Below are 26,951 nucleotides of genomic sequence, written 5' to 3' on the forward strand. Positions count from 1 at the left end.
CAGCATGACCGACACCACCCTCCAGACCCCGGCGGAGCGCGGGCTGCTGCCGCTCCCGGCCGCCGTGGCCCGGCCGCTCATCGCCGTCGGCGCCGTCGGCACCATCGCCAGCGCCTTCATGAGCTGGACCTGGACGCCCGACTTCCCCGGCAACCTGACCATCTACGGCTACCCGGCCGGGCTCCAGATCCTGGCCCTGGTCGCCGGCGCGCTCACCCTGCTGTACGTGCTCGCCCTGTGGCGGGTGAAGGGCCTCGGCTGGCTGAACCCGTCGGGCGCCACCAGCCCGGTGCTGCTGACCGGCCTCTCGGCGTTCGCCGTCTGCTGGTTCACCGGCATCGCCATCGCCGTCGACCTCGGCGGCCTGGTCAACCTCGACCCCGGCGCGTACGTCGCGATGGTCGCCTCGGCGCTGCCCGTCATCGGCGCCCTCGCCCTGCCCCACCCCGCCCCGGGCACCGGCCTCAAGGGCTACCTCACCAAGCCCGAACAGCCCCGCCCCGGCACCCTGTCGCCGCTCGCGGAGCGCGCCGTCGTCACCGTCGGCACCGCCCTCGGCCTGGTGGTCTTCACCTACGGCATCGGCATCAACGACGACGACAGCGAGACCTTCATCGGCTTCCTGCTCGTGGTGAGCTTCGCCGCCTGGGGTCTGCTGCACTCCGGACTCCTCGACCGGTACTCGGTCATGTCCACCCGCCACAAGGGCTTCGCGGCCGCGCTGGCGTTCCTGGCCGCCGTGATCTTCCCGTTCACCCAGAGCGACGACCACAACGCCAACATCGGCGTGAACATCCTCATCTTCGCCACCGTCGCCCTCGGTCTGAACATCGTCGTCGGCCTCACCGGCCTGCTCGACCTCGGCTACGTCGCCTTCCTCGGCGTCGGCGCCTACGCGGCCGCCCTGGTCTCCGGCTCCGAGTACTCGCCCCTCCAGGTCCAGTTCCCCTTCTGGGCCGCCGCCCTCACCGGCATGGCCGCCTCCCTGGTCTTCGGCGTCCTGATCGGCGGTCCGACGCTGCGGCTGCGCGGCGACTACCTGGCCATCGTGACGCTCGGCTTCGGAGAGATCTTCCGCATCACCGTCAACAACCTGGACGGCGACTCCGGTCCGAACATCACCCGCGGCCCCAACGGCATCACCCAGATCCCCGACATCAAGCTCTTCGGGTTCAACCTGGGCGACGCCCACACCTTCGGCTCGTTCACGCTGGGCCGGTTCGCCAACTACCTGTTCCTGATGCTGATCGTGACGGCGATCGTCGTCCTGGTCTTCACCCGCGCCGCCGACTCCCGTATCGGCCGCTCCTGGATCGCGATCCGCGAGGACGAGACCGCCGCGACCGCCATGGGCATCAACGGCTTCCGGGTCAAACTGATCGCGTTCGCGCTCGGCGCCTCCCTCGCGGGTCTGGCCGGCACCGTGATGGCGCACGTGAACTACAGCGTCAACCCGCAGCCGTACCAGTTCGCCGGCGCCGCCCCGCCCAACTCGGCCTTCCTGCTGGCCGCCGTCGTCCTCGGCGGCATGGGCACCGTCAGCGGCCCGCTGCTCGGCGCCAGCCTGCTCTACCTCATCCCGGAGAAGCTCCAGTTCATGCAGAACTACGAGCTGCTCGCCTTCGGTGTCGCGCTGATCCTGCTCATGCGGTTCCGGCCGGAGGGCATCATCGCCAACCGGCGCCGCAAGCTGGAGTTCCACGAGACCGGCCAGCTCGACGTACCGGCACAGACGACCCTGTCCGACGACGCGGCCGTCACCAAGGCAGGGGCGTAAGGAACCATGACGACACCTGTACTCGAAGCCCGTGACGTCACCATGCGGTTCGGCGGTCTGACCGCCGTACGGTCCGTGGACTTCACGGTGAACAGCGGCGAGATCGTCGGCCTGATCGGGCCGAACGGCGCCGGCAAGACCACCTTCTTCAACTGCCTCACCGGCCTGTACGTCCCCACCGAGGGCACCGTCGCCTACAAGGGCAAGGTGCTGCCGCCCAAGCCGCACCTGGTGACGCAGGCGGGCATCGCCCGTACCTTCCAGAACATCCGGCTCTTCGCCAACATGACCGTGCTGGAGAACGTCCTCGTGGGCCGCCACACGCGGACCAAGGAGGGCCTGTGGTCGGCGCTGCTGCGCGGCCCCGGCTTCCGCAAGGCCGAACGCGACTCCGAGGCGCGGGCGATGGAGCTCCTGGAGTTCGTCGGCCTCGCGGGCAAGCGCGAGCACCTGGCGCGCAATCTGCCCTACGGCGAGCAGCGCAAGCTGGAGATCGCGCGGGCGCTGGCCAGCGAGCCCGGCCTGCTGCTCCTGGACGAGCCCACGGCGGGCATGAACCCGCAGGAGACCCGGGCCACCGAGGAACTGGTCTTCGCCATCCGGGACAAGGGCATCGCCGTCCTCGTCATCGAGCACGACATGCGGTTCATCTTCAACCTGTGCGACCGCGTCGCGGTGCTCGTCCAGGGCGAGAAGCTGATCGAGGGCACCTCCGAGATCGTCCAGGCCGACGAGCGGGTCATCGCCGCCTACCTGGGCGAGCCCTTCGAGGGCGAGCCGGGCGCGGCGGAGGCCGCGGAGGTCGAGGCCGCGGAGGCCGAGGCGACCGGGACCGAGAGGCCGCAGGCGGCGGAGGCGGAGGCCGAAAGGCCGGAAGCGGCGGAGGCCGACGCGGCCGAGGCCGAGGCGGCCGGGTCCGCCGACAGCACGGAGGGAGAGGCCCAGTGACCGCACTGCTGGAGGTCGAGGACCTCAGGGTCGCCTACGGCAAGATCGAGGCCGTCAAGGGCATCTCGTTCAGCGTCGAGGCCGGCCAGGTCGTGACCCTCATCGGCACCAACGGCGCCGGCAAGACGACCACGCTGCGCACCCTGTCCGGGCTGCTCAAGCCGGTCGGCGGCACGATCCTGTTCGACGGCAAGCCGCTCGCCGGGGTACCGGCGCACAAGATCGTCGCGCTGGGGCTCGCCCACTCCCCCGAGGGCCGGCACATCTTCCCGCGCCTGAGCATCGCGGAGAACCTCCAGCTCGGTGCCTTCCTGCGCAAGGACAAGGACGGCATCGAGCAGGACATCCAGCGCGCCTACGACCTCTTCCCGATCCTGGGCGAGCGGCGCAAGCAGGCGGCGGGCACCCTCTCGGGCGGCGAGCAGCAGATGCTGGCCATGGGCAGGGCGCTGATGTCCCGGCCCAAGCTGCTGATGCTGGACGAGCCGTCCATGGGTCTGTCGCCGATCATGATGCAGAAGATCATGGCGACGATCGCCGAGCTGAAGTCCCAGGGCACCACCATCCTGCTGGTCGAGCAGAACGCCCAGGCGGCGCTCTCGCTCGCCGACCAGGGGCATGTGATGGAGGTCGGCTCGATCGTGCTGTCCGGCAGCGGACAGGACCTGCTGCACGACGAGTCGGTCCGCAAGGCGTACCTGGGCGAGGACTGACGCCCGTACGGAACAGGCCCGCGCCCCCCGTCGAGGGGGCGCGGGCCTGTTCCGTACGCGAAGCGCTCAGCCGTTCTTCGCGGCCTTCTTCTCCTCGTTGTCCGCGATCACGGCCTCGGCGACCTGCTGCATCGACATGCGGCGGTCCATGGAGGTCTTCTGGATCCAGCGGAAGGCGGCCGGCTCGGTCAGGCCGTACTCGGTCTGGAGGATGGACTTGGCGCGGTCGACCAGCTTGCGGGTCTCCAGGCGCTGGGTGAGGTCGGCGACCTCCTGTTCCAGCTGCCTCAGCTCGGTGAAGCGGGAGACGGCCATCTCGATCGCCGGCACCACGTCGCTCTTGCTGAACGGCTTGACCAGGTACGCCATCGCGCCGGCGTCCCGCGCGCGCTCCACCAGGTCGCGCTGGGAGAAGGCGGTGAGCATCAGGACCGGGGCGATGGACTCCTCGGCGATCTTCTCGGCCGCGGAGATGCCGTCCAACTTGGGCATCTTCACATCCAGGATGACCAGGTCCGGCCGGTGCTCGCGGGCCAGCTCGATCGCCTGCTCGCCGTCGCCGGCCTCACCGACGACGGTGTAGCCCTCCTCCTCCAGCATCTCCTTGAGGTCGAGGCGGATCAGGGCCTCGTCCTCGGCGATGACGACACGGGTCGTCAGGGGAGGCACGTGCGACTTGTCCTCGTCGGCGTCTACGGGCTGGGGCGACTCGGCGGTCACGGGGGCTCCTCGTTCGGTGCAGGGGTACTGCTGACAAGAGCCTACCTAGCTACGGTATGGTGGACGCGCGGAGGGTCGGGGGAAACCTTGGATTCTGCGAGCCCCGGTAGCCCAATTGGCAGCAGGCAACGGATTCAAAACCCGTACAGTGTCGGTTCGAGTCCGACCCGGGGCACTTTTTCCTTGTTTTCCAAGGTCACCGGGTTCCTTGATCGCCGGTTTGTGCGGGCCCCTTCGTGAAGGGGCCCTTTTCTCATGCTCGGCCCGGTTCAGCCCTCCGGGTCGTCGTCCTCGCCGATGCGGTGGACGCGGACCATGTTGGTGGAGCCGGAGACCCCGGGCGGGGAGCCGGCCGTGATCACCACGACATCACCCTTCTCGCAGCGGCCGTAGCGCAGCAGCAGTTCGTCCACCTGGTCGACCATGGCGTCGGTGGAGTCGACGTGCGGGCCGAGGAAGGTCTCGGCGCCCCAGGTGAGGCTGAGCTGGGAGCGGGTGGCCGGCTCGGGGGTGAAGGCGAGCAGCGGGATCGGCGGACGGTAGCGGGACAGCCGGCGGGCGGTGTCGCCGGACTGGGTGAAGGCCACGAGGAACCTGGCGCCGAGGAAGTCGCCCATCTCGGCGGCGGCCCGTGCGACCGCGCCGCCCTGGGTGCGCGGCTTGTTCCGCTCGGTCAGCGGCGGCAGCCCCTTGGCCAGCATGTCCTCCTCGGCCGCCGTGACGATCTTCGCCATGGTGCGCACGGTCTCGACCGGGTACTTGCCGACGCTGGTCTCGCCGGAGAGCATCACCGCGTCGGTGCCGTCGAGGACGGCGTTGGCCACGTCGGAGGCCTCGGCCCGGGTGGGGCGGGCGTTGTCGACCATGGAGTCGAGCATCTGGGTGGCGACGATGACCGGCTTGGCGTTGCGCCGGGCGAGCTTGATGGCCCGCTTCTGGACGATCGGCACCTGCTCCAGCGGCATCTCCACGCCGAGGTCGCCGCGCGCGACCATCAGCCCGTCGAAGGCGGCCACGATGTCGTCCAGGTTCGCGACCGCCTGCGGCTTCTCGATCTTGGCGATCACCGGGAGGCGGCGGCCCTCCTCGGCCATGATGCGGTGCACCGCACGGGCGTCGTCGCCGCTGCGCACGAAGGAGAGGGCAACGATGTCGAACCCGGTGTGCAACGCCCAGCGCAGGTCCTCCTCGTCCTTCTCGGACAGGGCGGGCACGGAGACGGCGACGCCGGGCAGGTTGAGGCCCTTGTGGTCGGAGACCATGCCGCCCTCGACCACCCGGGTGCGCACCCGGGGGCCGTCGACGGCGGTGACCTCCAGGCAGACCCGGCCGTCGTCCACGAGGACGCGCTCGCCGGGGGTGACGTCCTCGGCGAGCCCCGCGTAGGTGGTGCCGCACCGGTGGCGGTCGCCCGCCACGCCGTCCTCGACGGTGATGGTGAACTCGTCGCCGCGTTCAAGCAGTACCGGCCCTTCGGCGAAACGGCCGAGGCGAATCTTCGGACCTTGAAGGTCGGCGAGGATGCCGACGCTGCGGCCGGATTCGTCGGCGGCCTTGCGCACGCGCTGGTAACGCTCCTCGTGTTCGGCGCGGGTGCCGTGGCTGAGGTTGAACCGGGCGACGTCCATTCCGGCCTCGACCAGTGCCTTGATCTGGTCGTACGAGTCGGTGGCGGGCCCCAATGTACAGACGATCTTTGCTCGGCGCATGGTTCGAGCCTAGGGCTTACCCGCTGGTAGAGATTCCGGGCCGCATGACCACTCAACAACCTTTACATGAAGCCTTATTGACAAGTGTTGAATTGTGCGGATGGCCGCTCCTATGAGCGAATGCGGCGGCACGAAAGGCCTCACCGCTCTTCGACGAGAGGGGTGAGCTGCCTGGTGGTGGCGTGCCGGGCCCCCGGGACGGCGGATCGCGGTTCGCGCAGTCCGAAGGTGGTGAAGGCCGTACGGGTCGGCAGGGGGTACGACTCCTTGCCGGTCAGCGAGTTGAGAATGGTGGCGCCGCGCCAGGCGGCGAGGCCGAGGTCGGGGGCGCCGACGCCGTGGGTGTGCAGTTCGGCGTTCTGGACGTAGACCGAGCCCTTGACCGACCGGTCGAGGACCAGCCGGAAGTCCGCGTCGACGCGCGGGCGGCCGCCGGCGTCGCGGCGCACATAGGGGTCGAGCCCGGCGAGCAACCGGTCGAGGGGGCGCTGGTGGTAGCCGGTGGCGAGCACGACGGCGTCGGTGGCGAGCCGGGAGCGGCTGTCCTCTTCGAGGTGCTCCAGATGGAGTTCGATCTTGCTGTTGGCGATCCGGCCGGCGGTGCGCACCCGCACGCCCGGGGTGAGGACGGCGTCGGGCCAACCGCCGTTCACGGTCCGCCGGTAGAGCTCGTCGTGGATGGCGGCCAGGGTGTCGGCGTCGACGGCCCTGTGGAGCTGCCACTGGGCGCCGACCAGCCGGTCGCGGACGGGTTCGGCCAGGGCGTGGAAGTAGCGCGTGTAGTCGGGGGTGAAGTGCTCCAGGCCGAGCTTGGAGTACTCCATCGGCGAGAACGCGGGGCTGCGGCCGATCCAGTGCAGTCGCTCCTCGCCGACCGGGCGGCGGCGCAGCAGGTCGAGGAAGATCTCGGCGCCGGACTGTCCGGAGCCGACGACGGTGATGTGCCCGGCGGCGAGGAGGGTGTCGCGGTGGTCGAGGTAGTCGGCGGCGTGCACGACGGGCAGGCCCTCGGCGTCGACCATGGGCTTGAGCGGGGCCGGCACATGGGGGACGGTGCCGACGCCGAGGACGAGGTTGCGGGTGTAGGCGCGGCCGAGGGCGTCGGCCTCGCCGTCGGCGTCGAGCTGGGTGAAGTCGACCTCGAACAGCTCGCGTTCGGGGTTCCAGCGGACGGCGTCGACCTGGTGGCCGAAGCGCAGTCCGGGCAGGCTCCGGGCGACCCAGCGGCAGTAGGCGTCGTACTCGGCGCGCTCGACGTGGAAGCGCTCGGCGAAGTAGAAGGGGAACAGTCGTTCGCGGGTTCTGAGGTAGTTGAGGAAGCTCCAGGGGCTGGTGGGGTCGGCGAGGGTCACCAGGTCGGCGAGGAAGGGCACCTGGATGGTGGAGCCCTCGATGAGCAGGCCGGGGTGCCAGCTGAAGCCGGGCCGCTGTTCGTAGAAGACGGCGTCGAGTCCGGACAGCGGCTGGGCGAGGGCGGCGAGGGAGAGGTTGCAGGGGCCGATGCCGATGCCGACCAGGTCGCGGGGGGCGTCGGGGTCGCGGCGCGGGAGGAGCGGGGTGCGCGGGGCCGTCTGCGGAGCCGGGTGAGGGGTCATCTGGGGATGCTTCCTTCGACGAGTTTCAACAGGTGGGCCAGGTCGTCCGGCCGGGTGTGGGGGTTGAGGAGGGTGGCCTTGAGCCAGAGGCGGCCGTCGAGCCGCGCGCGGCCGAGGACGGCCCGGCCTTCGCGCAGCAGCTCCCGGCGGGCGCCGGCCACGGCGGCGTCGGGCGCCTCGGCGGGGCGGAACAGGACCGTGCTGATGACGGGGGCGTCGTACAGCTCGAAGCCGGGGTGCGCTTCGACGCGGGCGGCGAACTCGCGGGCCAGGTCGCAGACCTGGTCGACCAGGGCGCCGAGGCCGCGGCGGCCGAGGGTCTTCAGGGTGACCGCGGTCTTGAGGATGTCGGGGCGGCGGGTGGTGCGCGGGGAACGGGCGAGCAGGTCGGGGTAGCCGGCCTCGGTGTCGTCGTCGGCGTTCAGATAGTCGGCGCGGTGGTGGAGTACGGCGAGTTCGCCCGGGTCGGCCACGGCGAGCAGGCCGGCGGCGACCGGTTGCCAGCCGAGTTTGTGCAGGTCGAGGGTCACGGTGTGGGCGGCGTCGAGTCCGGCGAGTCGGCCGCGGTGCCGGTCGCTGAAGAGCAGCCCGCCCCCGTAGGCGGCGTCGACGTGCAGCCGGGCGCCATGGGCTTCGCACAGGGCGGCGATCTCGGGCAGCGGGTCGATGAGTCCGGCGTCGGTGGTGCCGGCGGTGGCGGCGACCAGCAGGGGGCCGGGGAGGGTGGTGAGGGCGTCGTCGAGGGCGGCCGGGTCGAGGGTGCCGCGGGGGGCCGGGACGAGCACCGGGTCGGGCAGTCCCAGCAGCCAGGCGGCGCGGGCGAGCGAGTGGTGGGCGGCGGCGCCGCAGACCAGCTGGACGCCGCCGCCCTGCGCCTCGCGGGCGAGCAGCAGGGCGAGTTGGTTGGACTCGGTGCCGCCGGTGGTGACCAGGGCGTCGGCCAGTCCGGCCGCCCGTGCGAGCGCCTCCGTGACGACGGCTTCCAGGGCGGTCGCGCCGGGGGCCTGGTCCCAGGAGTCCAGGGAGGGGTTGAGGGCGCTGACCGCGAGGTCGGCGGCGGTGGCCACGGCGAGGGGCGGGCAGTGCAGATGGCCCGCGCACAGCGGGTCGGCGGGGTCGGCGGCGCCCTCGGCGAGGAGCCGTACGAGAACGCGCAGGGCGTCCGGGTCGCCCTCGTCCGGCAGTACGTCCCCGAGCGCGTCGGCGACCTGCCGGGCGGTGGCCTCGGGTCCGCCGGCGGGCAGGGGGCCGCCGCGCGCCTTCCGGCCTTCCGCCAGCGCGTCCAGCACCGTGTCGAGGAGCGGGCGCAGGGCGTCGGGGCCGTACGGGCCGGACGCGAGGGGCTGGGTGGACATGGGCTGGCCTCCGCTCTCGGGGCTGCTCGGGGGCGCGCCGCGTGGGCTCCGGGTGGTACGGGAAGAGGGGCGTGTGTCCCTCAGGTCCAACGAGCGAGGCCCGGACGTGGGTACTGCCGTACGGGGAAAACTTGTTGGAGCGGGGGGGGTGGCCGCCACTAACGTCGGCCGGATGGTGGACGCGTGGACGATCGAGGTGCCCGGCGAACGGGTGCTGGTGCGTGAGCCGGCCCCGGCGGACGAGGCGCCGCTGATCCGGCTGTTCGAGGAGTGCGAGGACTGGTTCCTGGCGGCCACGGGGCTGCCGTCGGCGCCGGGCGATGTGCAGAGCCTGTGCTACGCCCTGCCCGAGGGCGCGCACCTTGACGACAAGGTGCTGCTGGTGATGGAGCGGGAAGGGGTGGTCGCGGGCGTGGTGGACGCGGTGCGCGACCATCCGGAGCCGGGCGCGGTGGCCGTCGGCCTGTTCCTGCTGGCGCCCTGGGCCCGGGGCCGGGGCCTCGGCCGCGCCCTGGCCGAGACCCTGCTGACGCGGGCCGGGGACACACCCCTGGTGGCGGCGACGGTCCCGCCCGGCTGGCGTCCCGGCGAGCGCTTCCTGGAGCGGCTCGGCTTCACCCTGTCCCCGGAGCCCCGCCCGAACGGCGCCAACCGCCGGACGGGCCCACGGGAAGGCGGAGTACGACGGGCGGAGCTGCGGCGGGGTGGAGGGCCTGAGGCGAGGGTCCTGAAGCCGGAGTCCTGAAGCAGAGTCCTGAAGCGGGAGTCCTGAGGCGGGGAGCGTGGCCGGGAGCCCGGCGGGGGCTACGGCAGGGGGCGGGGCTACGGCAAAGGACGGCCCGTGGCCCCGGCCGGGCCCGGGTCCGGGGCCGGCGCACGACCGCGCTCGCCCGAACAGCCCCTGGCCGAGGCGGGGACACGACGGAACGCGGCCACGGCACGCGGGCGAAGCTACCGCCGGGGACAGACCTGGCCCCGGCCGGGCCCGGGACCGGCGCACGACCGCGCTCGACAGGGGGCGGGGCTACGGCAAAGGACGGCCCGTGGCCCCTGCCGGGTCCGGGACCGGTGCCCGGGCGCGCTCGGCCGAGCGGCGCGCTGTGCGGTGGTCCGGGGAGGCGGGGCCGGGCCGTGCTCGCCCGGTGTTCCGGCGCACGGGGACTCGGCGGGGCGGCCGGACGGACGGCTGCTCGACGGCCTCGCACTCCGCCGAACACCGTTCCCCGGGCCCGGAGTTCGCCCCCCGGGCCCGAGGTCCGCTTCCTAGGCCCCGAAATCCGCCGCGTGGTCCCGGGCCCACCGGGTGAAGGTGCGGGCCGGGGTGCCGGTGATCTCCTCGACCGTGGTCGTGATCTCCGGGGGTACGCCGATGGTGTCCTCGAAGGTCTTGAGCAGGCGTTCGAGCATCTGCGGGTCCAGGTGCGGGAACAGCTCGGGACCGGCCTTGCCGGGGTCGACCTCCACGAAGGCCAGGTCCCGGCCGACGGCCGCGCCGATCGCCGCGATCTGGTCGGCGTTGGTGGTCGCTTCCGGGCCGGTCAGCCGGTGTACGGCGCCCTCGTGGCCCTCGTCCAGGAGGGAGCGCTCGGCGACGGCGGCGATGTCGTCCTCGTGGATCGGCGCGGACACCGCGTCCGCGTAGACACCCCGGACGGTGTTCCCGGCGCGGACCTGCGGCGCCCACTGGAGGGCGTTGGTGGCGAACCCGTTGGGCCGCAGGAAGGTCCAGGCCAGACCGCTGTCCCGGATCAGCCGCTCGGCGGTGGCGTGCAGTACGTGGATGGGGTGGGTCTTGTCGGCGCCCTCCCGGACGATGCCGCTGGAGAGCAGGACGGCGTGCCGGACACCGGCCGCGCGGGCCGCCGCCAGCAGGGGCGCGGTGACGGCCTGCGCGTACAGGAAGACCCCGGTCGCCCCGTCGAACACGGCGGTGGGGTCGTCGGCCCGGAAGCGCACCACCTCGGCCCGTCCGGGCAGGGCGGCGCGCTCCGGGTCGCGGGTCAGCGCGCGTACCGGCCGGCCCGCGGCGAGAAGTCGGTCCACCAGGGCGCGGCCCACGTTGCCGGTCGCGCCGGTCACTGCGATCACGATGGTTGCCTCCCGGCTCGGCTGTTCGCTTTCGGACCACCGAGCCTAGGAGGGTGACCCGGGGCGCCGCATCGTCGCCGAGGACCAGCCACGCCCTAGGTCGTCGGACCTACTTACCCCTGTGCCTCTCCCCCGCGGGCCCGCAGCGCGCGGCCCAGGTCGTCCAGGCGGTCGGCCAGGGCGCGGCGCAGGGACGGGATGAGGTCCTCGCGGTCCAGGCAGGCCTCGCCCAGGCGCACGTGCTCGGCGTCGACGGCGTGGGCGGGGAAGCACCAGCGGCCGGCGGCGGCGGCGATGGCGGGGCCGCGGCGTGCGGCGAGCGGGACCGCGTCCTCGTAGAAACGCGGCACGTACTCCCGTACCAGATCGGCCTGTTCGGGCTGCCAGAAGCCGTGGGCCGTGGCCGTGAACAGGTAGTTGGACAGGTCGTCGCCGGTGAACATCGCCTCCCAGGCCGCGCGCTTGGCCTCCGGGTCGGGCAGGGCGGCGCGGCAGCGGGCGGCGCCTTCCTGGCCGGTGGCGCTGGGGTCGCGGGCCAGCTCGGCGGCGATGGCGGCCTCGTCGGTGGCGCCGAGCACGGCGAGCCGGGCGAGGATGCGCCAGCGCAGGTCGGGGTCGAGTTCGGGACCGCCGGGCACGGTGCCGTCGGCGAGCCAGGCGGCGATGGTGTCCGGGTGCGCGGCCACGTTGATCAGATGGCGGACGGCGATCAGGCGCAGGCCGGGGTGGTCGCCGTCCTCGGTGCGGCGCAGCAGGTCGCGGCAGAGGGCGGTGAGCGTGCCGAGCGCGGCCGGGCGCTCCTCGGCGGGCAGGTACTGGTCGGCGATCTGCCCGGAGGCGAAGACCAGCACGCCCTGCACGATGGCGAGGTCGGTCTCGCGCGGCAGATGGGCGCGGGCGATCTCCAGGTAGGCGGCGGGCGCGAGTTCGCCGTCGCGCACCGCGTCCCGCAGGGAGTTCCACACGATCGCGCGGGTGAGCGGCTCGGGCAGCCCGGACAGGCTGCTCCGGACCGCCTCGAAGGACTCCGCGTCGAAGCGGACCTTGGCGTAGGTGAGGTCCCCGTCGTTCAGCAGGAGGAGTGCGGGGCGCTTGCCGATGGGGCGCGGGGCGTCCTGCGGGATGTCGAGTTCGAGGCGCTCGCGCAGGATCAGCCGGCCCTCGTCGGCGACGTCGTGGTCGTACAGCCCGGCGATGACGCGGTGCGGGCGGCTGCCCTTGCGATCGACGGTCAGCGCGCAGGTGCCGTCGGCGGCCTCGATCACGGGCGTGAGGGTGTCGACGCCGGTGGTGCGCAGCCAGCTGTCGGCCCAGGCGCGCACGTCGCGGTCGGTCACGGAGGCGAGGGAGTCGAGGAAGTCGGCGAGGGTCGCGTTGCCGAACCTGTGCCGGGCGAAATGGGTGTTGATGCCCGCGAGGAAGTCCTTCTCACCCAGCCAGGCGGCCAGCTGGCGCAGCGCGGAGGCGCCCTTGGCGTACGAGATGCCGTCGAAGTTGAGCAGGGCGGAGGCCGCGTCCTCCACGCCCTCGGGGGCGACCGGGTGGGTGGTGGGGCGCTGGTCCGCCTCGTACCCCCACGCCTTGCGGGTGACGCCGAACTCGGTCCAGGGGTCGGTGAAGCGGGTGGCCTCGGCGGTGGTCTGGTAGCCCATGTACTCGGCGAAGGACTCGTTCAGCCAGATGTCGTCCCACCACTTGAGGGTGACCAGGTCGCCGAACCACATATGGGCCATCTCGTGCGCGATGACCATGGCGCGCATCTGGCGCTCGGTGTCGGTGACGGCGGAGCGGTAGACGAACTCGTCGCGGAAGGTGACCAGGCCCGGGTTCTCCATGGCGCCCGCGTTGAACTCGGGCACGAACGCCTGGTCGTAGGAGTCGAAGGGGTACGGCTCCTCGAACTTCTCGTGGTAGCGGTCGTAGCACGCGCGCGTGACCTCGAAGATCTCCTCGGTGTCGACGTCGAGGTAGGGCGCGAGCGAGCGGCGGCAGTGGATGCCGAAGGGCAGCCCGCGGTGCTCGGTGCGCACCGAGTGCCAGGGACCGGCGGCGACGGCGACCAGGTAGGTGGAGATCGGCGGGGTGGGCGCGGCCCGCCAGACGCCGTCCGAGCCGCGCTCGGTGATGCCGTTGGCGAGCACGGTCCATCCCTCGGGCGCCTTGACCGAGACCTCGAAGACGGCCTTCAGGTCGGGCTGGTCGAAGGCGGGGAAGACGCGTGGGACGTCGTCCATGGCGAGCTGCGTGTAGAGGTAGGTCTCGCCGTCGACCGGGTCGGTGAAGCGGTGCATGCCCTCGCCGGTGCGCGAGTAGTGCATGGACGCGTCGACGCGCAGTTCGTGCTCGCCCGCGGTGAGGTCCTTCAGCGACAGCCGGTCCTCGTGCAGCGACCGCGGGTCCAGGGGCTGTCCGTCGAGGGTCACGGAGCGCAGCTCGGCGGGCTTCACCTCTACGAACGTGTCCCCGTCGGACCGCGCGGTGAACCGGATCACGGTACGGGAGTCGAAGGTCTCGTCCCCGGTGGTGAGGTCCAGTTCGACCGTGTAGCGGTGGACATCGAGGAGCTGAGCTCGGAGCTGCGCTTCATCGCGCGTGAGTACGGACATACACGCCATGCTGCCTGATGGGACTGACAGCGCACAGAGGAGGAGCGTTACACGACTATTATCCGACCCGCCCTTTTCCTTCCCCTTGTTCGGAATTCAGTTCCCGTTGGTGTCCTCGGCGATGCGTTCGTGGTGCCTGATCACCTCGGCGATGATGAAGTTCAGGAACTTCTCGGCGAACGCGGGATCGAGCTTGGCGTTCTCGGCGAGCCGGCGCAGCCGCTCGATCTGGCGGGCCTCGCGGGCCGGGTCGGCGGGCGGCAGCTGGTGCACGGCCTTGAGCCGGCCGACCTGCTGGGTGGCCTTGAAGCGTTCGGCGAGCATGTGGACGACGGCCGCGTCGATGTTGTCGATGCTGTCGCGCAGCCGCTCCAGTTCCTGGCGGACCGCGGGGTCCACGTCACCCGTGCCGGTGTTGCTGATGGTCATGGGCGCCCACCCTATGTGGTCGACGGGGTGGGGCTCATGCGGTGTCCGAGGGGTGGATCACCGGGGAGACCTCAGGGTGGTCGAGACGGTCCCGGTGGACGGGGTGGACCGGGTGGTCGGCGTCGGCCGGGTGGTCCGGGCGGGGCGCCGGGGCGCGACGGGGTCGGCCCCGGCGGAGGCTCCCGGGACAGGGATCGGGGGAAGACCCGGGACGGGAATCGGGGACGCGTCCGGGACGGGGATCGGGGAGGGCGACTGGTTCCGCCGGCTGCCGCCCGAGGTCGTGCCCCGGCAGGCCGACCGCGGCGGCCCGGTGATCCTGGTGCAGGTCGAGAACGCGTACGGCAGTCACGGCTCCGACCCGGGACATCTCGCCGAACTGGCCGCCCTGTTGCGCGCCGAGGGCGTCACCGTCCCGCTGTTCACCTCCGACGGCCCCGAGGACCACATGCTGACCGGCGGGTCCTTGCCCGGGGTTCTCGCCACGGCGAACTTCGGCTCCCGCGCGCGAGGCATTCGCCGCGCTGCGCCGGCATCGCCCCGAAGGCCCGCTGATGCGCGCGGAGTTCTGGTGCGGCTGGTTCGACCACCGGCTTCGGCGGCTGGGCGGGCGCGAACCGGAGCGGTGAGCTGCACGTGGGCGCGCTGCGGCCGGATGTGACGTCGTACGACTACGACGCTCCCGTGGAGAGTCCGGCCGCGCTGCGAGCTGGACGTGCCCGGACCGCGCGGGCCGTACCCGCTGACGGTGCGGGGGCTGCGGGATCTGGCGGTGGTCCACGTCGACGGGGTGCGGGCAGGGGTGCTCACCTGGGGGTGGTCCGAGGGGCCCGTGGCGCCGCTGCCCGCGGTGGGGCGGGGTCTGCGGACAGCGGCGGCGCGGGGCGCGGCGGGTGGCGGGGCGCATACCCTGGAGGGGCGGTCATTGAGGCTCATCGGGGGCTTTGGGGGTGCCGGCGTGGCGAACGGCGGACCGGTGGAGCACGGGTTCCCGCACCTGGAGACGGTGCGGGCGGCGATCACCGCGCTGTACCGGCGGCTGTCGCCGACCACCGTGCAGACGTTCTCGACCAGCGTGGCCCCGGCGGACGTGGCGTTCTGCGACACCGACGACCTGTATCTGGGGGCGCAGCGGGTGGCCCGGGAGATGGTGCGGCACTTCCGGTTGCCGGACGCGCGGCTGATCGTCGGCTTCCGGGAGATGACCCACGCGGCGAACATCGAACTGGCGGCGGGGCCCGAGTACTTCGTGGAGCTGAACGACCGCTTCCGCACCCACCGCGAGGACATCGGCGCGGCGCTCGCGCACGAGGTGGCGCACGTGTACCTGCACCGGCTGGACCTCGCGTTCCCCACGACGGCGGAGAACGAGATCCTCACGGACACGGTGACGACGTACCTGGGCGCGGGGTGGCTGCTGCTGGACGCCTACCGGGAGGACAAGGTCTCCTCGCAGAAGCTGGGCTATCTCACCCCGGAGGAGTTCGGGTACGTCCTTGCCAAACGGGCCCTGCTCTTCCAGGAGGACCCCTCGATCTGGTTCACCAGTCCACAGGCCTACACCGCCTACACGAAAGGGCTGGCCCGCGCCCGCCGCGACACCCAGCAGCCCCCGCTGACCGGCGCCGGCTGGACGGGCCGCCACCGCTACGCCCACGACCGCCGGCACGCCTCCTCCCTGCCGCCGGGCACCCCCTACGCCTTCGCCCCCGACCCCTCCGGCCGCCTCCACGTCACCTTCCCCTGCCCGACCTGCCACCAACGGATCCGGGTCCCGGTACGGGGACGGGTCCGGGCGCGGTGCGGATTGTGCGGGGCGGTACTGGAGTGCGACACGTAACGGCCCGACCGCCTTCGCCCACCCGCGCGTACGACGGCCGGCTCGGTCCGCCGGCCCGCCTTCAGCAATCCGGTCACGCAGGAACCCGGCGTTGTCGACGAGCGTGTCGAGCCGCCCGTACGCCTCCACCGCCGCCCGCGGCCTGGCCCTGCTCGACCGTACGGTCGCCCACGTCCACCGGCGCACCCGGTTCGGGGTGCCCGTCGGCTCCTTCCAGGCGGTCAGGCACCGGCTGGCGGACGCGAAGACCGAGGAGTGCCTTGACCTGGTGCTTGCGGAGGCGATCCGGTGAGCCGGCCGCTTCAGGAGGGGCGGACGATTCCCGCGGCGCGGGCGGCCGACAGCCAGGAGGGGAACTCGCCGACGAGACGGTCGTACAACACGGTGTCGGGGACGCTCCGGGGGTCCCGGCCCGCGTGGAAGAAACCGGCGTTGTCCACGATCCGTTGGCCGGGCACCGGGAGTTCGTCCAGTTTCCGCAGGAAGTCGAACTGCCTGCTGTCCGGGTCGCCGAAGCCGATGAACTGCCAGAACAGGGGGAGCCTGGCCGACTTGCAGAGATAGCGTTCCGCGGCGGGCTTGTCGATCGGGCCGCCGTCGGTCTGGAAGACGACCAGGGCGGGGTCCGTGGCGCCGCTGTCCAGGTAGTGGTCGAGGACGGCGTCCATCGCCAGGTGGTAGCTGGTCCTGCCCATGTGGCCGAGCCCGGCGGCGATCCGCTCGACGCTGCCCTCGTGACGGGCGAGGGCGATGTCGGTGACGGCGTCGACGTCCGTGGAGAAGAACACCACCGGCACCCGGCCGTCGTCGTCCAGGTGCGCCGACAGCCCCAGCACCCGGTCGGCGAGCGCCTGGACGCTGCCGTCCCGGTAGTACGGCCGCATCGAGCCGGAGTGGTCGAGGACGAGGTAGACGGCGGCCCGCAGCCCGTCCAGGCCGTGTTTGCGCAGGCTGACCCCGGCCGAGCGGTAGGCTCCGACGAGCGCGGGCGCGGTCTCCTCCACCTTGCGCAGACTGATCGCGGCCATGGCCCCCTCCGGCTGTCCCGAGGGGCCGAGCCTACGTGATCACGCGCACCGGGCGACGCGCCTGTCACACCGGTTCGCTATTTTGTTCGCTGCCGCCCCACCGGCTCGTTCTGATCCCTTCGTTCATCCCTTTTCGAGGAGCCGGCCTGTGGCCGCCGAGTCCGTCGTGACCACCTGCTTCCGTCATCCGCAGGTGGAGTCGTACGTCCGCTGCACCCGCTGCGACCGCTTCATCTGCCCGTCCTGCATGCGGGAGGCGTCCGTCGGGCACCAGTGCGTGGAGTGTGTGAAGGAGGGCGCCCGCTCGATCCGGCAGGCGCGGACCGTGTTCGGGGGCCGGATCGCCGCGGTCCCGCTGGTGACCTACGTGCTGCTCGGGCTGAACGTGGTGGCCTATCTGGTGGAGCTGGCCCGGCCGTCGTTCGAGTACCGCTTCGCGATGCTGGGCACCACGCCCGCCGGCTATGTCCCGGAGGGGGTGGCGCACGGGGAGTGGTACCGGCTGCTGACCGGTGCGTTCCTCCATCTGACGCCCGGCGAGGGCACGTTCGGCATCACGCACATCCTGTTCAACATGGTGGCGCTGTGGAACATCGGCCGGGTCGTGGAGACCCAGCTGGGCCGGCTGCGCTACCTCGCCCTGTACCTGCTGTCGGCCCTCGGGGGCTCCGTGCTGGAGCTGCTGCTGGTCCCCGAGTCGTACACGGTCGGCGCCTCCGGTGCGATCTTCGGCCTCGGCGCCGCCTACTGGGTCATGGGCCGCCGCCTCGGCCACGACATGCGCGAGGTCAACCGGTACATGGCGGGCCTGCTGCTGTGGCTGGTGATCTCCGCGGGGCTGACCTCCTGGCAGGGCCATCTCGGCGGGCTGCTCGCGGGCGCCGTGGTGACGCTGGCGTACGCCTACGCGCCCCGCGACGAGCGGCGCGCCCTGGTACAGGCCGGGGCGTGCGTGGCCCTGCTGGCCCTGCTGGTCGTGCTCGCCTGGCTGAAGGCGACCTCGCTGACCGCCTGAGCCGACGGGCCCCGCGCCCGACGGGCCCCGCGCCCGGCGGGAAGCCGGCGCGCGGAAGAAAGTCGACGGCGCCTGCCCGGTCGTCCGGTCGGGGACAGATGGGCAGGCGCCGTCAGTGTTCCTGCACGCCTTTGTGCGGGACGTCTCGTGGGTGCCGTCAGACCGCGAGCGCGCGGTCGGTCGGGCGGATCGGGGCCGGCAGGTCGCTGGCCCCGGTCAGGTAGCGGTCGACGCCGCGGGCGGCCGAGCGGCCCTCCGCGATCGCCCAGACGATCAGGGACTGGCCGCGGCCGGCGTCACCGGCGACGAACACACCCGGCACATTGGTCTGGAAGTCGGCGTCGCGGGCGATGTTACCCCGCTCGTCCAGGTCCAGGCCGAACTGCTCCACCAGGCCGTTCTCCCGGTCGGTGCCGGTGAAGCCCATCGCCAGGGTGACCAGCTGCGCCGGGATGCGGCGCTCGGTGCCCGGCTTCTGGGTCAGCTTGCCGTCCACGAACTCGACCTCGGCCAGGTGCAGCCACTGCACATTGCCGTCCTCGTCGCCCTCGAAGCGGGTGGTGGAGGCGGAGTAGATCCGCTCGCCGCCCTCCTCGTGGGCCGAGGTGACCTTGTAGAGGATGGGGAAGGTCGGCCAGGGCTGGCCGATCGGGTTCCGCTCCTCGTTCGGGCGGGGCATGATCTCCAGCTGGGTGACCGAGGCCGCGCCCTGCCGGTGGGCGGTGCCCACGCAGTCGGCGCCGGTGTCACCGCCGCCGATCACGACGACGTGCTTGCCCTCGGCCGAGACGGGCGAGACCACGTAGTCGCCCTCCTGGACCTTGTTGGCCAGGGGCAGGTACTCCATCGCCTGGTAGATGCCCTTCAGCTCCCGCCCGGGGACGGGGAGGTCACGGGCGGTGGTGGAGCCCGCGGCGATCACGACCGCGTCGTAGCGCTTCTTCAGGTCGCGCGCGTTCAGGTCGCGGCCGATCTCGACACCGGTGCGGAAGCGGGTGCCCTCCGCGCGCATCTGCTCGATACGGCGGTTGATGTGCCGCTTCTCCATCTTGAACTCGGGGATGCCGTACCGGAGGAGGCCCCCGATGCGGTCCGCGCGCTCGTAGACGGCGACCGTGTGGCCGGCGCGGGTCAGCTGCTGGGCGGCGGCGAGGCCGGAGGGGCCCGAGCCGATGACCGCGACCGTCTTGCCGGACAGGCGCTCGGGGATGCGCGGGGCGACGTGCCCGCTGTCCCACGCCTTGTCGATGATGGAGACCTCGACGTTCTTGATGGTGACCGGCTGCTGGTTGATGCCGAGCACGCACGCCGACTCGCAGGGCGCCGGGCACAGCCGCCCGGTGAACTCCGGGAAGTTGTTGGTGGCGTGCAGCCGCTCGTAGGCGGCGGCCCAGTCGTCGCGGTAGGCGTAGTCGTTCCACTCGGGGATCAGGTTCCCGAGCGGGCAGCCGTTGTGGCAGAACGGGATGCCGCAGTCCATGCACCGGCTGGCCTGCTTGCCGATGATCGGCAGCAGGGAGCCGGGGACGTAGACCTCGTTCCAGTCCTTGACACGCTCACCGACGGGACGGGTCCTGGCGACCTCGCGGCCGTGGTTGAGGAAGCCCTTCGGATCAGCCATTGGTCGCCGCCTCCATCATCTTCTCGGTGATCTCGGTCTCGGAGAGACCGGCTCGCTCGGCGGCGTCCTTGGCGGCGAGCACTGCCTGGTACGTGCTGGGGATGATCTTGCTGAACCGGGCCGCGGCCGCGTCCCAGTCGGCGAGCAGCTTCTCGGCGACCGTCGAGCCGGTCTCCTCGGCGTGCCGGCGCACCACGTCGTGCAGCCACGCCTTGTCCGACTCGGACGGCTCCTGGACCGCGTCCGCGTTGCCCGCGTTGACGTTGGCGCGGTCGAGGTCGATGACGTAGGCGATGCCGCCGGACATACCCGCCGCGAAGTTGCGGCCGGTCGGGCCGAGGACGACCGCGTGACCACCGGTCATGTACTCGCAGCCGTGGTCGCCCACGCCCTCGGAGACGACCAGCGCGCCGGAGTTGCGCACGCAGAACCGCTCACCGCTACGACCACGCAGGAACAGCTCGCCGCCGGTGGCGCCGTAGGCGATGGTGTTGCCCGCGATCGTCGAGTACTCGGCGAGGTGGTCGGCGGCGCGGTCCGGGCGGACGACGATGCGGCCGCCCGAGAGGCCCTTGCCCACGTAGTCGTTGGCGTCGCCCTCCAGGCGCAGCGTGACGCCGCGCGGCAGGAAGGCGCCGAAGGACTGGCCCGCGGAACCGGTGAAGGTGATGTCGATGGTGTCCTCGGGCAGGCCCGCGCCACCGAACTTCTTGGTCACCTCGTGGCCGAGCATGGTGCCGACCGTGCGGTTGATGTTGCGGATGGCGACCTGGGCGCGCACCGGCTGGGCCTCGGTCGCGTCGTTCGCGGCCAGGGCGTCGGCGGCGAGCTTGATCAGCTCGTTGTCCAGAGCCTTCTGCAGACCGTGGTCCTGGGCGACCACCTGGTGGCGGACGGCGCCCTCGGGCAGGTCCGGCACGTGGAACAGCGGCTCCAGGTTCAGGCCCTGCGCCTTCCAGTGGTCGACGGCGCGCCGCACGTCCAGCACCTCGGCATGGCCGACGGCCTCCTCGATGGAGCGGAAGCCCAGCTCGGCCAGCAGCTCGCGGACCTCCTCGGCGATGAACCGGAAGAAGTTCACGATGTGCTCGGCCTTGCCGGCGAAGCGCTCGCGCAGCACCGGGTTCTGGGTGGCGATGCCGACCGGGCAGGTGTCCAGGTGGCACACGCGCATCATGACGCAGCCGGAGACGACGAGCGGCGCGGTCGCGAAACCGAACTCCTCGGCGCCGAGCAGCGCGGCGATGACCACGTCGCGGCCGGTCTTGAGCTGACCGTCGGTCTGGACGACGATCCGGTCGCGCAGGCCGTTGAGCAGCAGCGTCTGCTGGGTCTCGGCCAGGCCCAGCTCCCAGGGGCCGCCCGCGTGCTTGAGCGAGGTCAGCGGGGAGGCACCGGTGCCGCCGTCGTGACCGGAGATCAGCACGACGTCCGCGTGCGCCTTGGACACACCGGCCGCGACCGTGCCGACGCCCACCTCGGAGACCAGCTTGACGTGGATCCGCGCCTGGGGGTTGGCGTTCTTGAGGTCGTGGATCAGCTGGGCCAGGTCCTCGATGGAGTAGATGTCGTGGTGCGGCGGCGGGGAGATGAGGCCCACGCCCGGCGTCGAGTGACGCGTCTTGGCGACCCACGGGTAGACCTTGTGGCCGGGCAGCTGGCCGCCCTCGCCGGGCTTGGCGCCCTGGGCCATCTTGATCTGGATGTCGTCCGCGTTGACCAGGTACTCGGAGGTGACGCCGAAGCGGCCGGAGGCGACCTGCTTGATCGCGCTGCGCCGCGCCGGGTCGTACAGGCGCTCCGGGTCCTCGCCGCCCTCACCGGTGTTGGACTTGCCGCCCAGCTGGTTCATGGCGATGGCGAGGGTCTCGTGCGCCTCCTTGGAGATGGAGCCGTACGACATCGCGCCGGTCGAGAACCGCTTGACGATCTCGCTGACCGGCTCGACCTCCTCCACCGGGATCGGCGCCCGGTCGGAGGTGAAGCCGAACAGGCCGCGGAGCGTCATCAGGCGCTCGGACTGCTCGTTCACGCGCGAGGTGTACTTCTTGAAGACGTCGAAGCGGCCGGTGCGCGTGGAGTGCTGGAGGCGGAAGACCGTCTCCGGGTCGAACAGGTGCGGCTCGCCCTCGCGGCGCCACTGGTACTCGCCGCCGATGTCGAGGGTGCGGTGCGCCGGGGCGATGCCGGAGACCGGGTAGGCCTTGGCGTGGCGGGCGGCGACCTCGGCGGCGATGACGTCGATGCCGACGCCGCCGATCTTGGTGACGGTGCCGTTGAAGTACTTCTCCACGAAGGCCTCGTCCAGGCCGACGGCCTCGAAGACCTGGGCGCCGCGGTAGGAGGCGACGGTGGAGATGCCCATCTTGGACATGACCTTCAGGACGCCCTTGCCGAGGGCGTAGATCAGGTTCTTGATGGCCTTCTCGGGCTCGACGCCCTCGATGAAGGTGCCCGCGCGCAGCAGGTCCTCCACCGACTCCATCGCCAGGTACGGGTTGACCGCGGCGGCGCCGAAGCCGATCAGCAGGGCGACGTGGTGGACCTCGCGGACGTCGCCGGCCTCGACCAGCAGGCCCACGTGGGTGCGCTGCTTGGTGCGGATGAGGTGGTGGTGGACGGCCGCGGTGAGCAGCAGCGAGGGGATCGGCGCGTGCTCGGCGTCGGAGTGCCGGTCCGAGAGGACGATCAGCCGGGCGCCGTTCTCGATGGCCGCGTCGGCCTCGGCGCAGATCTCCTCGATGCGGGCGGCCAGCGCCTCGCCGCCGCCGCTCACCCGGAACAGGCCGGAGAGGGTCGCGGCCTTGAAGCCGGGCATGTCGCCGTCGGCGTTGATGTGGATGAGCTTGGCCAGCTCGTCGTTGTCGATCACCGGGAAGGGCAGCGTGACGGACCGGCAGGAGGCGGCGGTCGGGTCGAGCAGGTTGCCCTGGGGGCCGAGCGCGCTGCGCAGGGAGGTGACCAGCTCCTCGCGGATGGCGTCCAGCGGCGGGTTGGTGACCTGGGCGAAGAGCTGGGTGAAGTAGTCGAAGAGCAGCCGGGGGCGCTCGGACAGGGCCGCGATCGGCGAGTCCGTGCCCATGGAGCCGATCGGCTCGGCGCCGGTGCGGGCCATCGGGGCGAGGATGACGCGCAGCTCCTCCTCCGTGTACCCGAAGGTCTGCTGGCGGCGGGTGACCGAGGCGTGGGTGTGCACGATGTGCTCGCGCTCGGGCAGGTCGCCCAGCTCGATCTCGCCGGTCTCCAGCCACTCGCCGTACGGCTGCGCGTCGGCGAGGGCGGCCTTGATCTCGTCGTCCTCGACGATGCGGTGCTCGGCGGTGTCCACGAGGAACATCCGGCCGGGCTGGAGGCGGCCCTTGCGGACGACGCGGGCGGGGTCGATGTCGAGGACGCCGACCTCGGAGCCGAGGACGACGAGGCCCTCGTCGGTGACCCAGTAGCGGCCGGGGCGCAGACCGTTGCGGTCGAGCACGGCGCCGACCTGGGTGCCGTCGGTGAAGGTGACGCAGGCGGGGCCGTCCCAGGGCTCCATCAGCGTGGAGTGGTAGCCGTAGAAGGCGCGCCGGGCCGGGTCCATGGAGGCGTGGTTCTCCCAGGCCTCCGGGATCATCATCAGCACGGCGTGCGGCAGCGAACGGCCGCCGAGGTGCAGCAGCTCCAGGACCTCGTCGAAGGAGGCGGAGTCGGAGGCGCCGGGGGTGCAGACCGGGAAGATGCGGTCCAGCTTCTCCGCGGGGCCGAACAGGTCGGAGGCCAGCCGGGACTCGCGGGCGCGCATCCAGTTGCGGTTGCCCTGGACGGTGTTGATCTCACCGTTGTGGGCGACGAAGCGGTACGGGTGTGCGAGCGGCCACGACGGGAAGGTGTTCGTGGAGAACCGGGAGTGCACGAGCGCGATCGCGGAGGCGAAGCGGCGGTCGGACAGGTCCGGGAAGAAGGGCTCCAGCTGGCCGGTGGTCAGCATGCCCTTGTAGACGATGGTGCGCGCGGACAGCGACGGGAAGTAGACGCCCGCCTCGCGCTCGGCGCGCTTGCGCAGCACGAACGCCTTGCGGTCGAGGACGATGCCCTCGCTGGCTCCGTCGGTCACGAAGACCTGCCGGAAGACCGGCATGGTGGAGCGGGCGGTGGCGCCCAGCAGCTCGGGGGCGACCGGAACCTCGCGCCAGCCGAGGACGGTGAGGCCCTCCTCGTGGGCGATCGCCTCGATCGCCGCGACGGCGTCCTCGGTGCCCTCCTCGGGCAGGAAGGCGATGCCGACGGCGTACGAGCCGGCGGCGGGCAGTTCAAATCCGGCCACCTCGCGGAGGAAGGCGTCCGGGACCTGCGACAGCAGGCCCGCGCCGTCACCCGAGTCCGGCTCGGAGCCGGTGGCGCCGCGGTGCTCCAGATTGCGCAGCACGGTGAGGGCCTGCTCGACCAGGGCGTGGGAGGCCTCGCCGGTGAGGGTGGCGACGAAACCGACGCCGCAGGCGTCGTGTTCGTTGCGGGGGTCGTACATACCCTGCGCAGCAGGGCGAGCATCCATGAACGACCAGTTCTGGCCGTTCTCGGAATGCTGGGACGGCTGGCGCGGCGTACGCATCGGCTCTCCCGTCGTCGTCATGTGGCATGTGGCGTGTGCCGAGGGACGACGTTGGCCCTCTGCGGAGATGGCTAAATTTCGTGCAGGTTACATGATGGCCCGGTTCTCGGGAAGCGGATAGTCCGTTTCATCATGCGGACACCACGGGGTCCGTGGCGGGGGTGCCGGGGTACCGCGCGAAGCGACGGCCGGGGCCGCCGCGCGCGACGGCCGACCGCCGCGATGGCGGCGAACGCGTGGGTGGCCGCTGCGACACCATCGGTCGGATCGGTGTCCATCGGTCCAGGGAAACAGGGGGGTCTTCGTCGGCCCACCCCGCGGGGTGCGGCAGGCGTCATTGCCCACAGCGCTTACGGCTCATGCCCCGTGGTCACGCATCCGAAACCAGCGGGTAACGGCTACTTATTCGCCTTCGCGTATAAGTACCGGCCGCGTCATCCTACGGCCGTTCCGAACAGGGTGCCCAGGGCGTACGTCACACCGGCGGCGGCGGCGCCCAGCGCGAGCTGCCGCAGGCCGCTGAACCACCAGGTGCGGGCGGTCACCTTGGCCACGACTGCGCCGCAGCCGAAGAGGCCGATCAGCGCGAGCACCAGGGCGGGCCACAGGACGGTCGCGCCGAGCAGGTACGGCAGCACGGGCAGCAGCGCGCCGAGGGCGAAGGCGCCGAAGGAGGAGACGGCCGCGACCAGGGGCGAGGGCAGTTCGCCGGGATCGATGCCCAGCTCCTCACGGGCGTGTATCTCCAGGGCCTGCTCGGGGTCCTTGGACAGCTGCCGGGCGACCTCGCGGGCCAGTTCGGGGTTCACGCCCCGGGCCACGTAGAGTGCCGCGAGCTCGTCCTCCTCGTCCTGCGGGTGCCGGCACAGCTCACGGCGCTCGACGTCCAGCTCGGCCTCGACCAGGTCGCGCTGGGAGGCGACGGAGGTGTACTCGCCGGCCGCCATGGAGAAGGCGCCGGCGGCGAGCCCCGCGAGTCCGGTGATGACGATGGTGTGGGGGCTGACGGAACCGCCGGCCACGCCGGTCATCAGGGCGAGGTTGGAGACCAGGCCGTCCATCGCGCCGAAGACGGCGGGACGCAGCCAGCCGCCGTTGACATCGCGGTGCGTGTGGTTGTCGCGGTGCGCTTCGTGCAGCGCGGCCTCGGTTTCGATGAGGGCCATGAACTTCCCCGATTTAGCTTAGCCAAAGCTAACTTTGGACGAGATCTACTTTTCGACACCACAGAACGTACGCCGTCCCAGACCTCGCCGCCAGCAAGGGAAGGCTGGGCTAACCTGCGGCTTTACGGTTTTTTACGCTCCTCCGCACCACTCGCCGCCCGGGTTGCCGAGCGGGTGACAGGGGCGCTTCCGAGGCACGTCCGACGGCCCGTCGTGGGACACATCCGCAAAGGGTCCGCGGGCCCAGCTGGGCCCCGCCGAAGGAGGCCGCCCATGGCATCGACCGCCTGCACTCCCCCGCTCCCGGCGGCCGAGGGTCCGCTCCGGGCGCCCGGAGACCTCGCCGGTCGGCGCGCGCGGGCCCGGGGCGCGCTGCTCGGCCTGGCCGTCGGCGACGCGCTGGGCGCCCCCGCGGAGAACCTGAAGCCCTCCGAGATCCGGGCCCGCTGGGGCCGCATCACGGGCTACGTCACGGACCAGCCGCAGGGCACGGACGACACCGAGTACGCGCTCTTCTCCGGCCTGCTGCTCGCCCGGCACGGCTCGGCGCTCACCCCCGCGCACGCGGAGGCGGCCTGGCACGAGTGGATCGCCGACCGGGCCGAGGGCACGTTCCGCGGCGCGGGCTTCAGCGAGCGCGGCACGCTGGAGAACCTGCGCCGGGGCCTGACCGCGCCGGTCTCCGCCCAGCACCGGCACGCCTGGAGCGACGGCCTCGCGATGCGCGCGGCCCCCTTCGGGGTCTTCGCCGCCGGACGCCCGGGTGAAGCGGCCCGCCTGGTCGCGATCGACGGCTCCGTCAGCCACGAGGGCGAGGGCATCTACGGCGGCCAGGCGGTCGCGGCGGGCGTCGCGGCGGCGATGGCCGGCGCCCCGGTCCCGGTGGTGATCGCCGCCGCCCTCGCGGTGATCCCGGACGACTCCTGGACCGCCCGCTCCCTGCGCCGCGCCGTGGCCGTGGCCCACCGCGGCGAACGCGCGGTCCGCTCCGCCGTCGTCATCGGCGGCTATCCCTGGACCGACCTCGCCCCGGAGGCCGTCGCCCTCGCCTTCGGCGCGTACGCGACCGCCGACGGCGACTTCCGGGAGGCGGTCCTCACGGCCGTCAACATGGGCCGCGACGCCGACACGACGGCGGCGGTCGCGGGCGCGCTCTCGGGAGCGACCCAGGGTGCCTCGGCGATCCCGGCCGACTGGGCGAACGCCATCGGCCCGGCGCGGGGGAGGTGCCTGCCGTCGATGGGCGGGCGGCACGTGCTGGAGGTGGCGGATCTGCTGGTGGCGGAAGCGGGTGGCGAACGGCGTGCGGAGGACGGGCGGGGGACGGGGCGCGCGCGGGAAGCGGCGCGCGAGCGGGAGACGGCGCGCGAGCGGGAAGCGGCGGACGTGCTCCTGCCGACGCCGCCACGAGGGCCGGACTCGCCGGGCGGCGCCACCGCACCCGCGCCGGCCTCCCCGCCCCTCCGGCCGACCGAGCCCGCCGCACTCACCTCCGCCCCACTCCCGGCGCCCGAACCCTCCCCGTCCCTCGGCCTCGCCTCGCAGCCCACCGAGCCGCCCCCGCCCCTCGACCTCACCCCGCAGCCCACCGAGCCGCCCTCATCCCTTCCCCCGTCCCTCCAGCCGATGGACCCGCCGCCGCCCTCCGTCCCACCCCTCAAGCCGACGGAGTCGGGCGGCGGGCGGCCGGTGGAGCGGGGGTCCGGCGGGCAAAGTCCCCTGGTCGGGGCGGACAGGGAGGCGCGGGCGTGAG

The 26,951-nt window shown here is 72.2% G+C and carries 19 protein-coding genes, 1 tRNA gene and 1 pseudogene; 10 read left to right on the forward strand and 11 right to left on the reverse strand.

The features are described 5' to 3' along the window. The first annotated feature begins 4 nt into the window (after nt 1–4). The 3 genes from ACWDD7_RS15715 to ACWDD7_RS15725 are packed head-to-tail and all read left to right on the forward strand — an operon-like array spanning nt 5 to nt 3,438. Nucleotides 5–1,777, forward strand: a complete 1,773-nt coding sequence (locus tag ACWDD7_RS15715; protein ID WP_351869706.1) for a branched-chain amino acid ABC transporter permease — start codon at nt 5–7, stop codon at nt 1,775–1,777. 6 nt (nt 1,778–1,783) lie between these two features. Continuing rightward, on the forward strand, nt 1,784–2,725 hold the full coding sequence (locus ACWDD7_RS15720; protein ID WP_450457706.1) for an ABC transporter ATP-binding protein: 942 nt from the start codon (nt 1,784–1,786) through the stop codon (nt 2,723–2,725). After that, the gene (locus ACWDD7_RS15725; protein ID WP_351869588.1) at nt 2,722–3,438 is read left to right on the forward strand and encodes an ABC transporter ATP-binding protein; all 717 of its coding nucleotides are present in this window, start codon (nt 2,722–2,724) and stop codon (nt 3,436–3,438) included. Before ACWDD7_RS15720 ends, ACWDD7_RS15725 begins: the two co-directional genes overlap by 4 nt. Before the next feature lie 66 nt (nt 3,439–3,504). On the opposite strand, the gene ACWDD7_RS15730 is transcribed toward ACWDD7_RS15725, so the two are convergent. Continuing rightward, nucleotides 3,505–4,158 (reverse strand): ANTAR domain-containing response regulator, encoded by a 654-nt coding sequence (locus tag ACWDD7_RS15730; RefSeq protein WP_351876050.1) that lies wholly within the window; start codon nt 4,156–4,158, stop codon nt 3,505–3,507. 100 nt (nt 4,159–4,258) lie between these two features. On the opposite strand from ACWDD7_RS15730, the gene ACWDD7_RS15735 reads away from it, so the two are divergent. Then, a tRNA-Leu gene (locus tag ACWDD7_RS15735) sits at nt 4,259–4,333 on the forward strand. A 94-nt stretch (nt 4,334–4,427) separates the two neighbouring features. On the opposite strand, the gene pyk is transcribed toward ACWDD7_RS15735, so the two are convergent. The 3 genes from pyk to ACWDD7_RS15750 all read right to left on the reverse strand — a co-directional run bounded on the left by pyk (nt 4,428) and on the right by ACWDD7_RS15750 (nt 8,817). Continuing rightward, nucleotides 4,428–5,867, reverse strand: a complete 1,440-nt coding sequence (pyk, locus tag ACWDD7_RS15740) for a pyruvate kinase (RefSeq protein ID WP_392211276.1) — start codon at nt 5,865–5,867, stop codon at nt 4,428–4,430. 140 nt (nt 5,868–6,007) lie between these two features. Beyond that, entirely contained in the window at nt 6,008–7,462 is a 1,455-nt protein-coding gene (locus ACWDD7_RS15745; protein WP_450457707.1) for a lysine N(6)-hydroxylase/L-ornithine N(5)-oxygenase family protein, read from the reverse strand. Then, nucleotides 7,459–8,817 carry a pyridoxal phosphate-dependent decarboxylase family protein gene (locus tag ACWDD7_RS15750; protein WP_450457709.1) on the reverse strand — a complete coding sequence of 453 codons (1,359 nt, stop codon included), beginning with the start codon at nt 8,815–8,817 and terminating at the stop codon, nt 7,459–7,461. Before ACWDD7_RS15750 ends, ACWDD7_RS15745 begins: the two co-directional genes overlap by 4 nt. 148 nt (nt 8,818–8,965) lie before the next feature. Between ACWDD7_RS15750 and ACWDD7_RS15755 the strand changes: the two genes are divergently transcribed. Then, a complete protein-coding gene (locus tag ACWDD7_RS15755) occupies nt 8,966–9,562 on the forward strand; it encodes a GNAT family N-acetyltransferase (RefSeq protein WP_450457710.1) in 597 nt (198 codons plus the stop codon). 518 nt (nt 9,563–10,080) lie between these two features. Here the strand turns inward: ACWDD7_RS15755 and ACWDD7_RS15760 are convergent. The 3 genes from ACWDD7_RS15760 to ACWDD7_RS15770 all read right to left on the reverse strand — a co-directional run bounded on the left by ACWDD7_RS15760 (nt 10,081) and on the right by ACWDD7_RS15770 (nt 13,940). After that, nucleotides 10,081–10,905 (reverse strand): SDR family oxidoreductase, encoded by an 825-nt coding sequence (locus ACWDD7_RS15760; RefSeq protein ID WP_450457711.1) that lies wholly within the window; start codon nt 10,903–10,905, stop codon nt 10,081–10,083. A 113-nt stretch (nt 10,906–11,018) separates the two neighbouring features. After that, nucleotides 11,019–13,511 carry an aminopeptidase N gene (gene pepN, locus ACWDD7_RS15765; protein ID WP_450457712.1) on the reverse strand — a complete coding sequence of 831 codons (2,493 nt, stop codon included), beginning with the start codon at nt 13,509–13,511 and terminating at the stop codon, nt 11,019–11,021. A 96-nt stretch (nt 13,512–13,607) separates the two neighbouring features. Then, nucleotides 13,608–13,940 carry a chorismate mutase gene (locus ACWDD7_RS15770; RefSeq protein ID WP_392211267.1) on the reverse strand — a complete coding sequence of 111 codons (333 nt, stop codon included), beginning with the start codon at nt 13,938–13,940 and terminating at the stop codon, nt 13,608–13,610. A 256-nt stretch (nt 13,941–14,196) separates the two neighbouring features. Here ACWDD7_RS15770 and ACWDD7_RS15775 point away from each other — a divergent pair. From ACWDD7_RS15775 to ACWDD7_RS15785, 3 genes and pseudogenes are all read left to right on the forward strand, one after another. Then, a pseudogene (locus tag ACWDD7_RS15775) lies at nt 14,197–14,910 on the forward strand (beta-galactosidase); the annotation flags it as partial. After that, nucleotides 14,899–15,780: a hypothetical protein gene (locus tag ACWDD7_RS15780; protein ID WP_450457779.1), complete on the forward strand. Its 882-nt coding sequence runs from the start codon at nt 14,899–14,901 to the stop codon at nt 15,778–15,780. The pseudogene ACWDD7_RS15775 and the gene ACWDD7_RS15780, both read left to right, overlap by 12 nt. Nucleotides 15,781–15,871: 91 nt before the next feature. Further along, complete coding sequence (locus ACWDD7_RS15785) at nt 15,872–16,072, forward strand: acyl-CoA dehydrogenase family protein (RefSeq protein WP_450457713.1); 201 nt, start codon at nt 15,872–15,874, stop codon at nt 16,070–16,072. 10 nt (nt 16,073–16,082) lie between these two features. Here ACWDD7_RS15785 and ACWDD7_RS15790 read toward each other — a convergent pair whose 3' ends face one another. Beyond that, nucleotides 16,083–16,808, reverse strand: coding sequence for a vWA domain-containing protein (locus ACWDD7_RS15790; protein WP_450457714.1), 726 nt, complete (start codon nt 16,806–16,808; stop codon nt 16,083–16,085). Between the two features lie 148 nt (nt 16,809–16,956). Here ACWDD7_RS15790 and ACWDD7_RS15795 point away from each other — a divergent pair, with 148 nt between their 5' ends. Continuing rightward, nucleotides 16,957–17,823, forward strand: coding sequence for a rhomboid family intramembrane serine protease (locus ACWDD7_RS15795; protein WP_450457715.1), 867 nt, complete (start codon nt 16,957–16,959; stop codon nt 17,821–17,823). A gap of 157 nt (nt 17,824–17,980) precedes the next feature. Here the strand turns inward: ACWDD7_RS15795 and ACWDD7_RS15800 are convergent, their stop codons facing one another. The 3 genes from ACWDD7_RS15800 to ACWDD7_RS15810 form a co-directional block, all read right to left on the reverse strand. Continuing rightward, complete coding sequence (locus ACWDD7_RS15800; RefSeq protein WP_351876078.1) at nt 17,981–19,444, reverse strand: glutamate synthase subunit beta; 1,464 nt, start codon at nt 19,442–19,444, stop codon at nt 17,981–17,983. Beyond that, nucleotides 19,437–23,948, reverse strand: a complete 4,512-nt coding sequence (gltB, locus tag ACWDD7_RS15805) for a glutamate synthase large subunit (RefSeq protein WP_450457780.1) — start codon at nt 23,946–23,948, stop codon at nt 19,437–19,439. The genes ACWDD7_RS15800 and gltB overlap by 8 nt, the downstream gene beginning before the upstream one ends. A gap of 518 nt (nt 23,949–24,466) precedes the next feature. Next, nucleotides 24,467–25,198: a VIT1/CCC1 transporter family protein gene (locus ACWDD7_RS15810; RefSeq protein ID WP_450457716.1), complete on the reverse strand. Its 732-nt coding sequence runs from the start codon at nt 25,196–25,198 to the stop codon at nt 24,467–24,469. Between the two features lie 273 nt (nt 25,199–25,471). Between ACWDD7_RS15810 and ACWDD7_RS15815 the strand changes: the two genes are divergently transcribed. After that, a complete protein-coding gene (locus ACWDD7_RS15815; protein WP_450457717.1) occupies nt 25,472–26,950 on the forward strand; it encodes an ADP-ribosylglycohydrolase family protein in 1,479 nt (492 codons plus the stop codon). Nucleotide 26,951: the final 1 nt, after the last annotated feature.

This window comes from Streptomyces sp. NPDC001056, assembly GCF_053598955.1.